The following is a 6,433-nucleotide window of genomic DNA, read 5'->3' as shown; positions in this document are numbered from 1 at the left end:
TGGAGATGTTCTGCACCAGAGACGGTCAACCCAACACTTCGAGGTTCCGGGTTCGCACGCGGTCGGCTGCGCCACCCGTGTGGGCCCCGGAACGACGGCACTCCCCCATTCAAATCATTGAGCTTTCACACTCGAATATGTCGTCGCACCGGAGCGAACAACACATTCAATGGTGACATGAAACCATTTTCCGCTTGTCGCGACGACGTCCTGAAACCCGCTTTCCTTAACACTCCTCCCAACGAAGCCGCCATTGCGTTGCCTCACGGGAGCCGATCATGCAGAACGTCATCGCCATCAACGCCGCCGGCCAGCAGGGCATCATTGCCGCCCGCGCCACTTCGGATGAAATGCTGCTGGAAAACATCGCCGGCGGCGACCGGCACGCGATGCACACGCTGTATGCGCGCCACAACGTCCGGGTCTATCGCTTCGTGCTGCGGATGCTGCGCGACGCCAGCCTTGCCGAGGACCTGGTCAGCCAGGTGTTCCTCGACGTCTGGCGCACCGCCGGCCAGTTCGAGGGCCGCTCGCAGGTTTCGACCTGGCTGCTGTCGATCGCCCGCTTCAAGGCGTTGACCGCGCTGCGCCAGCGCAAGCACGAGGACATCGACCAGGACGATGTCCTGGAGATCGCCGACCAGGGCGACACCCCCGAAGCCTCGCTCGACCGCCGCCGCACCAGTGCCATCCTGCGCGCTTGCGTCGCCAAACTGTCGCCGGCGCATCGCGAGATCGTCAACCTCGTCTACTATCATGAGAAATCGGTCGAAGAGGTCGCAGCATTGATCGGCATTCCGGCCTCCACGGTGAAGACGCGGATGTTCTATGCCCGCAAGCAACTGGCCGGGCTCCTGAAAAGCGCCGGCATCGATAGCCTCGCGGCGTGATCCGCGAGGCTTTTCCGGATTTTAGTTCAACCTCTCAACCTCCACGACCCGGACGGGATGCCCCCTTCCGGGTCGTTTTCTGTCCGGTACGAAATGCCGCGGCGATAACGGCGCAGACCGCTCTCACGAACACGTGACGCGCGCGAGGTAACGACGGCCCCCCCGGCGGCGAAGCACCATCAAGCGTCTGTCATGCCATACGGCCTGACAGGTAGGACCCATGGATGCGGCCAATGTTTAATCTCGCTCTCGCTTTGCTGGCCGGCATCGTGACCATCGTCACCCCCTGCACGTTGCCTGTGTTACCGATACTGCTCGGTTCATCCCTCGGACAAACCAGCCGAGCCCGGCCCGCCCTGATCGCTGCCGGGTTTGTCGTGTCGTTTTCATCCGTGGCGCTGCTGCTCGGCGGACTGACGCAGATTTTCGCGTTCGATCCGAATGTGCTTCGCATGGCGGCCGCCGTACTTCTGTTGGGGTTCGGCCTGCTGATGATATTTCCAGCGCCGTTTGAACGGTTGTCCAGCCATCTCGGCGGATTCTCCGGCGGCGTGGCCACCCCCGACCGCAGCAATCTTGGCGGCTTCGTTCTCGGCACGACGCTGGGCCTGATCTGGACGCCATGCGCGGGGCCCGTGCTCGGCTCGATCCTGACCATCGTGGCGACCTCGCGAGACATTACCCGAGCCAGCATACTGATGGTCGCTTACGCCATCGGCGCGGCGATCCCGATGCTGGCGATTGCCTATGGCGGACAGGCGGTCACCCGCCACGTGCGCAGCGTGGCGCGGATTTCGCCGCGGCTGCGGCTGGGCTTCGGCGTCGTCGTGATCGGCTTCGCGGTCGCCTCCTACTTTCAGTACGACACGCTGATCGTAGCGTGGCTGACAGGATTTTATCCCACCGGCCAGATCGGCCTTTGATACCCTCGTACTGGAGCTTGCCATGACTCTTCGATCGCTTGCGACCTCGGCCTCCGTTATCGGTCTTTGCCTGAGCGGCGCCGCGGCGCCGGCATTCGCCGCCGAGGCGGTACCGGTACAGATCGCCGCCGCGCGGGACGCGGCACCCGACTTCGTCGGGCTCGGCAACTGGTTCAATTCAGCGCCGCTCCGGATCGCCGACTTGCGCGGCAAGGTCGTTCTGGTGAATTTCTGGACCTATGGCTGCGTCAACTGCGTCAACACGCTGCCGCACCTCACCGCGCTTTATGCGAAATACAAGAACCAGGGTTTCGTGGTGATCGGCATCCACACCCCGGAGTTCCCGTTTGAAAGATCGTCCGGCAATGTCCAGGCCGCGCTGAAGCGTCACGGCATTACCTACCCGGTGGCGCAGGACAATGAGTCGAAGACCTGGAATGCCTTCGGCAACCGCTTCTGGCCGGCGCAATACATCGTCGATCAAAGTGGACAAATTGTCTACCACCATGATGGCGAAGGCCAATATGAGCAAATCGACCATGCTGTCAGCAGCTTGTTGAAGACTGGCAGCTAAGCGAGGTGGCGGCCGCGGCATGGTATCGCAGCGGCCGCTGTGATACTGTTCGGGACCATATCATATTGGATGACCCGATGTTCGAAGGCTGGGATGCGATCGTTTTGGCGCGGGCGCAATTCGCCTTCACTATGTCATTTCACATCATCTTTCCGGCGTTCTCGATCGGGCTGGCGAGCTATCTCGCGGTACTGGAAGCACTGTGGCTGTGGACCGGGCGTGACGTCTTCATCAACCTGTTCAATTACTGGCTGAAGATCTTTGCCATCGCCTTCGGCATGGGCGTCGTCTCGGGCATCGTGATGTCCTACCAGTTCGGCACCAACTGGTCGGCCTTCGCCGACAAGGTCGGCCCGGTGATCGGGCCGATGATGGCCTATGAGGTACTGACAGCGTTCTTCCTCGAGGCCGGTTTTCTCGGTGTCATGCTGTTCGGGCTCGAAAGGGTTGGGCACCGGCTGCATTTCCTCGCGACGCTGATGGTGGCGATCGGTACGTTGTTCTCGGCGTTCTGGATCCTGTCGGCGAATTCCTGGATGCAGACGCCGGCCGGCTATGCCATCAACGCCGCCGGGCAGTTCGTCGCCATCGACTGGTGGAAGGTGATCTTCAATCCGTCTTTTCCCTATCGCCTGGTCCATATGGTGCTGGCGGCGTATCTGACGACCGCACTGGTAGTCGGCGCGGTCGGCGCGTTCCATCTGTTCAAGGATTCCCGGCTGCCCGGCCCGCGCGTGATGTTCTCGATGGCAATGTGGATGGCCACCATCGTGGCGCCACTGCAGATTTTCGCCGGCGACCAGCACGGCGTCAACACGCTGCAACATCAGCCGGCCAAGGTGATGGCGATGGAAGGCCATTACCAGAGCCATCCCGACGGCGCGCCACTGATCCTGTTCGGACTGCCGAACCAGAAGGAAGCCCGGGTAGATTATGCCATCGAAGTGCCGAAGCTGTCGTCGCTGATCCTCAAGCATGACCTCAACGCGCCGCTCGCCGGCCTAGATACCATTCCGCGACAGGACTGGCCGCCGGTGCCGGTCACCTTCTGGTCGTTCCGCATCATGGTCGGGATCGGCTTCCTGATGCTGGCGCTCGGGCTGGTCAGCCTGGTGATGCGTTTCCGCGGCCAGCTCTATCAGTCACGCTCGATGCTGGTCTTCGCCATGGCGATGGGACCGGCGGGGTTTGTCGCGGTGCTGGCCGGCTGGGTAACCACCGAGGTCGGGCGACAGCCCTTCACGGTGTTCGGACTGCTGCGCACCGCCGATTCCGTGTCGCCGCTGGCGGCACCGGCGGTGGCGTCGTCGCTGATCGCGTTCGGCATCGTGTATTTCCTGGTCTATGCCGCCGGCGGCATCTATCTGGCACGGCTGATGGCGGCCCCGCCGCACCATGGCGAGGAAGGCCCGCGCGGCGAGGACGGCCCGGTGCGTGCCGCCGGCCTCACGCCCGTCCCGGCAATGTCCGCGCCAGGACAATCGTCATGATCGACATTGCTACCGTGTGGGCCTTCATCATCGCCTTTGCCGTGTTCGTCTATGTGGTGATGGACGGCTTCGACCTCGGCATCGGCATGTTGTTTCCGCTGTTTCCGGAAAAGGCCGACCGCGACACGATGATGAACACCGTCGCGCCGGTGTGGGACGGCAATGAAACCTGGCTGGTGCTCGGCGGCGGCGGGCTGATGGCGGCGTTTCCGCTGGCCTATGCGGTGCTGATGCCGGCTCTGTACACGCCGATGATCGTGATGCTGCTCGGACTGGTGTTTCGCGGCGTCGCCTTCGAATTCCGTTGGCGCACGACGCGTGAGCGCAATCTGTGGGATATCGCCTTTGCCGGCGGCTCCCTGCTGGCGACCTTGGCGCAGGGCGTGGCGCTTGGCGCCATCCTGCAGGGCGTCAGCGTCTCCGGCCGGCAATATGGCGGCGGCTGGTGGGACTGGCTGACGCCGTTCAGCGTGCTGACCGGGCTGGCGCTGATCGCAGGCTATGGCCTGCTCGGCGCGACCTGGCTGGTGATGAAGACCGAGGGCCAACTGCGCGATCGTGCCGGTCGGCTCAGCCGCTGGCTGCTGTTCGCCATGCTCGGCGCCATCGCCGCGGTTAGCCTCGCGACGCCGTTCCTCGATCACGAATATGCCACGCGCTGGTTGGCCTGGCCGAACATCCTCGGTACCGCGCCGGTGCCTGTCGCGGTCGTCGCCGTGACCATCGTACTGCTGCGCAGCCTCAAGGCCCAGCAGGACTATCGGCCGTTTTTCCTGTCGCTGTTGCTGTTCGCATTGTCCTATGCGGGTCTGGGCATCAGTATGTGGCCCTACATCGTGCCGCGCAGCATCACCATCTGGCAGGCCGCCGCCCCCGACAACAGCCTGGTGTTCATGAGCTACGGCGTTGTCGTGCTGGTGCCGCTGATCCTCGGTTATACCGGCTGGGCCTATTACGTCTTCCGCGGCAAGGTCCGGGCCGGCGCGGGCTACCATTGATGCCACCGCCTGTTGAGACGCCGCGGCCTTTGTGGCAACGCCTGTTGTGGTTCATCGCGCTGTGGGCTGGCGGCGTGGGCAGCGTGACACTCGTTGCCTATGGTCTGCGGCTATGGATCGCGGCGAAGTAAGCCGGTCACGGGCCCCCGACGTTTACTGGTTCAGTTAACGCGGTTGTGATACATAACGACAAAAGTTCACCGGAGCCCCTGCGATGATTCAGGTTCGACGTGCCATCTGGCTTCAATTCGCGCTCGCCGCCGGCGTGCTGCTTTGGGCATCGACGGGGTTCGCGGCGCAGCCCGATGTCGGCGACGAGCCCGGCCTGATCGCCGACGACACCGTGGAACTGGAGCCGGAGTTCCAGAAGAAGATGGTGCTGTACCGTACCACCGAAGCGCCCGGCACCATCATCATCGCCACCGCCGAACGCCATCTTTATCTGGTGCAGGGCAATGGCCGCGCGTTGCGCTATGGCATCGGCGTCGGCCGCGACGGTTTCACCTGGCAGGGTCTGCTGAAGATCTCGCGCAAGGCGGAATGGCCGGACTGGACGCCGCCTCCGGAGATGATCGAGCGCCAGCCCTATCTGCCGCGCTTCATGGCCGGCGGCCCCGGCAACCCGCTCGGCGCCCGCGCGCTGTATCTCGGCGCCACCGTCTATCGCATCCACGGCACCAACCGGCCCGACACCATCGGCACCGCCGTGTCATCGGGCTGCTTCCGGCTGGTCAATTCCGACGTCGCCGATCTGTACGACCGGATCCCGGTCGGCACCAAGGTGATCGTGCGCCAGAGGCCCGAACTGTAACACCCGCCCCGATCTTCCCACCTTTCTCCGATTGCCGGTGAGTAAACCCATGTGGATGAAGCGAACCTTTGCGACCGGCCTTGCCATCGGCCTCGTTGTGGCTGTCGGCATTGCCGCCGCCGCCATTACCTATGAACGCTACGACACCAAGACGCTGAAGCGCACGCTTCGCCGCGATGCCGTGCTGTGCGGCGTCAATACCGGGTTGCCGGGCTTCTCGACGCCGGACGACAAGGGCAACTGGGCCGGCTTCGATGTCGATTTCTGCCGCGCGGTCGCCGCCGCGATCTTCAACGACCCCAACAAGGTGCGTTTCGTGCCACTCGACGCCACCGACCGCTTCAAGGAATTGCAGAGCCGCAAGGTCGACATCCTCAGCCGCAACTCAACCTGGAGCCTGTCGCGCGAGACCAATTACGAACTGTATTTCCCGGCGGTATCTTATTATGACGGCCAGGGTTTCATGGTGCCGAAGGCGCGTAAGCTCGACGCCGCGCTCGATCTCGACGGCAGCAAGGTCTGCGTGCAGGACGGCACCACCACCGTGCTGAATCTCGCCGACTATTTTCGGAGCAACAACATCAAATATGCCGAGCTGAAATTCGCCAGGCTCGACGACGCCGTGAAGGCCTATAATGCTGGCCAGTGCGACACCTTCACCGCCGACGCCTCGCAGCTTTATGCGCTGCGGCTGACGCTGGGCCGGCCCGACGACCATGTCATCCTGCCCGACGTGATCTCCAAGGA

The 6,433-nt window shown here is 63.3% G+C and carries 8 protein-coding genes; all 8 read left to right on the top strand.

Annotated features, from left to right (window positions below):
* Positions 1-278 precede the first annotated feature (278 nt).
* Complete coding sequence (locus Q0S16_RS15700) at positions 279-890, top strand: sigma-70 family RNA polymerase sigma factor (RefSeq protein WP_295849879.1); 612 nt, start codon at positions 279-281, stop codon at positions 888-890.
* Positions 891-1,123: 233 nt separating this feature from the next.
* Positions 1,124-1,813 carry a cytochrome c biogenesis CcdA family protein gene (locus tag Q0S16_RS15695; RefSeq protein WP_295849877.1) on the top strand — a complete coding sequence of 230 codons (690 nt, stop codon included), beginning with the start codon at positions 1,124-1,126 and terminating at the stop codon, positions 1,811-1,813.
* A gap of 22 nt (positions 1,814-1,835) precedes the next feature.
* Positions 1,836-2,387 (top strand): thioredoxin family protein, encoded by a 552-nt coding sequence (locus Q0S16_RS15690; RefSeq protein ID WP_295849875.1) that lies wholly within the window; start codon positions 1,836-1,838, stop codon positions 2,385-2,387.
* A 77-nt stretch (positions 2,388-2,464) separates the two neighbouring features.
* Positions 2,465-3,877, top strand: coding sequence for a cytochrome ubiquinol oxidase subunit I (locus tag Q0S16_RS15685; protein ID WP_295849873.1), 1,413 nt, complete (start codon positions 2,465-2,467; stop codon positions 3,875-3,877).
* A complete protein-coding gene (cydB, locus tag Q0S16_RS15680; RefSeq protein ID WP_295849871.1) occupies positions 3,874-4,875 on the top strand; it encodes a cytochrome d ubiquinol oxidase subunit II in 1,002 nt (333 codons plus the stop codon). Before Q0S16_RS15685 ends, cydB begins: the two co-directional genes overlap by 4 nt.
* A complete protein-coding gene (locus tag Q0S16_RS15675; protein WP_295849868.1) occupies positions 4,875-5,006 on the top strand; it encodes a DUF2474 domain-containing protein in 132 nt (43 codons plus the stop codon). Before cydB ends, Q0S16_RS15675 begins: the two co-directional genes overlap by 1 nt.
* Before the next feature lie 83 nt (positions 5,007-5,089).
* Positions 5,090-5,686, top strand: coding sequence for a L,D-transpeptidase (locus Q0S16_RS15670; RefSeq protein WP_295849866.1), 597 nt, complete (start codon positions 5,090-5,092; stop codon positions 5,684-5,686).
* A 55-nt stretch (positions 5,687-5,741) separates the two neighbouring features.
* The coding region (locus tag Q0S16_RS15665; protein ID WP_295849882.1) for an amino acid ABC transporter substrate-binding protein at positions 5,742-6,433 on the top strand (692 nt) is incomplete at its 3' end.

This window comes from Tardiphaga sp. (genome assembly GCF_025356345.1).
Lineage (GTDB): Bacteria > Pseudomonadota > Alphaproteobacteria > Rhizobiales > Xanthobacteraceae > Tardiphaga.
The sequence above is the reverse complement of the archived record's forward strand: the minus strand, read 5'-3'. Positions and strand labels throughout refer to the sequence as shown.

What these genes read in the sequence shown, in the direction of transcription:
- Q0S16_RS15700 (WP_295849879.1), top strand. Translation starts at nt 279, where the DNA reads ATGCAGAACGTCATCGCCATCAACGCCGCCGGCCAGCAGGGCATCATT.
- Q0S16_RS15695 (WP_295849877.1), top strand. Translation starts at nt 1,124, where the DNA reads ATGTTTAATCTCGCTCTCGCTTTGCTGGCCGGCATCGTGACCATCGTC.
- Q0S16_RS15690 (WP_295849875.1), top strand. Translation starts at nt 1,836, where the DNA reads ATGACTCTTCGATCGCTTGCGACCTCGGCCTCCGTTATCGGTCTTTGC.
- Q0S16_RS15685 (WP_295849873.1), top strand. Translation starts at nt 2,465, where the DNA reads ATGTTCGAAGGCTGGGATGCGATCGTTTTGGCGCGGGCGCAATTCGCC.
- cydB (WP_295849871.1), top strand. Translation starts at nt 3,874, where the DNA reads ATGATCGACATTGCTACCGTGTGGGCCTTCATCATCGCCTTTGCCGTG.
- Q0S16_RS15675 (WP_295849868.1), top strand. Translation starts at nt 4,875, where the DNA reads ATGCCACCGCCTGTTGAGACGCCGCGGCCTTTGTGGCAACGCCTGTTG.
- Q0S16_RS15670 (WP_295849866.1), top strand. Translation starts at nt 5,090, where the DNA reads ATGATTCAGGTTCGACGTGCCATCTGGCTTCAATTCGCGCTCGCCGCC.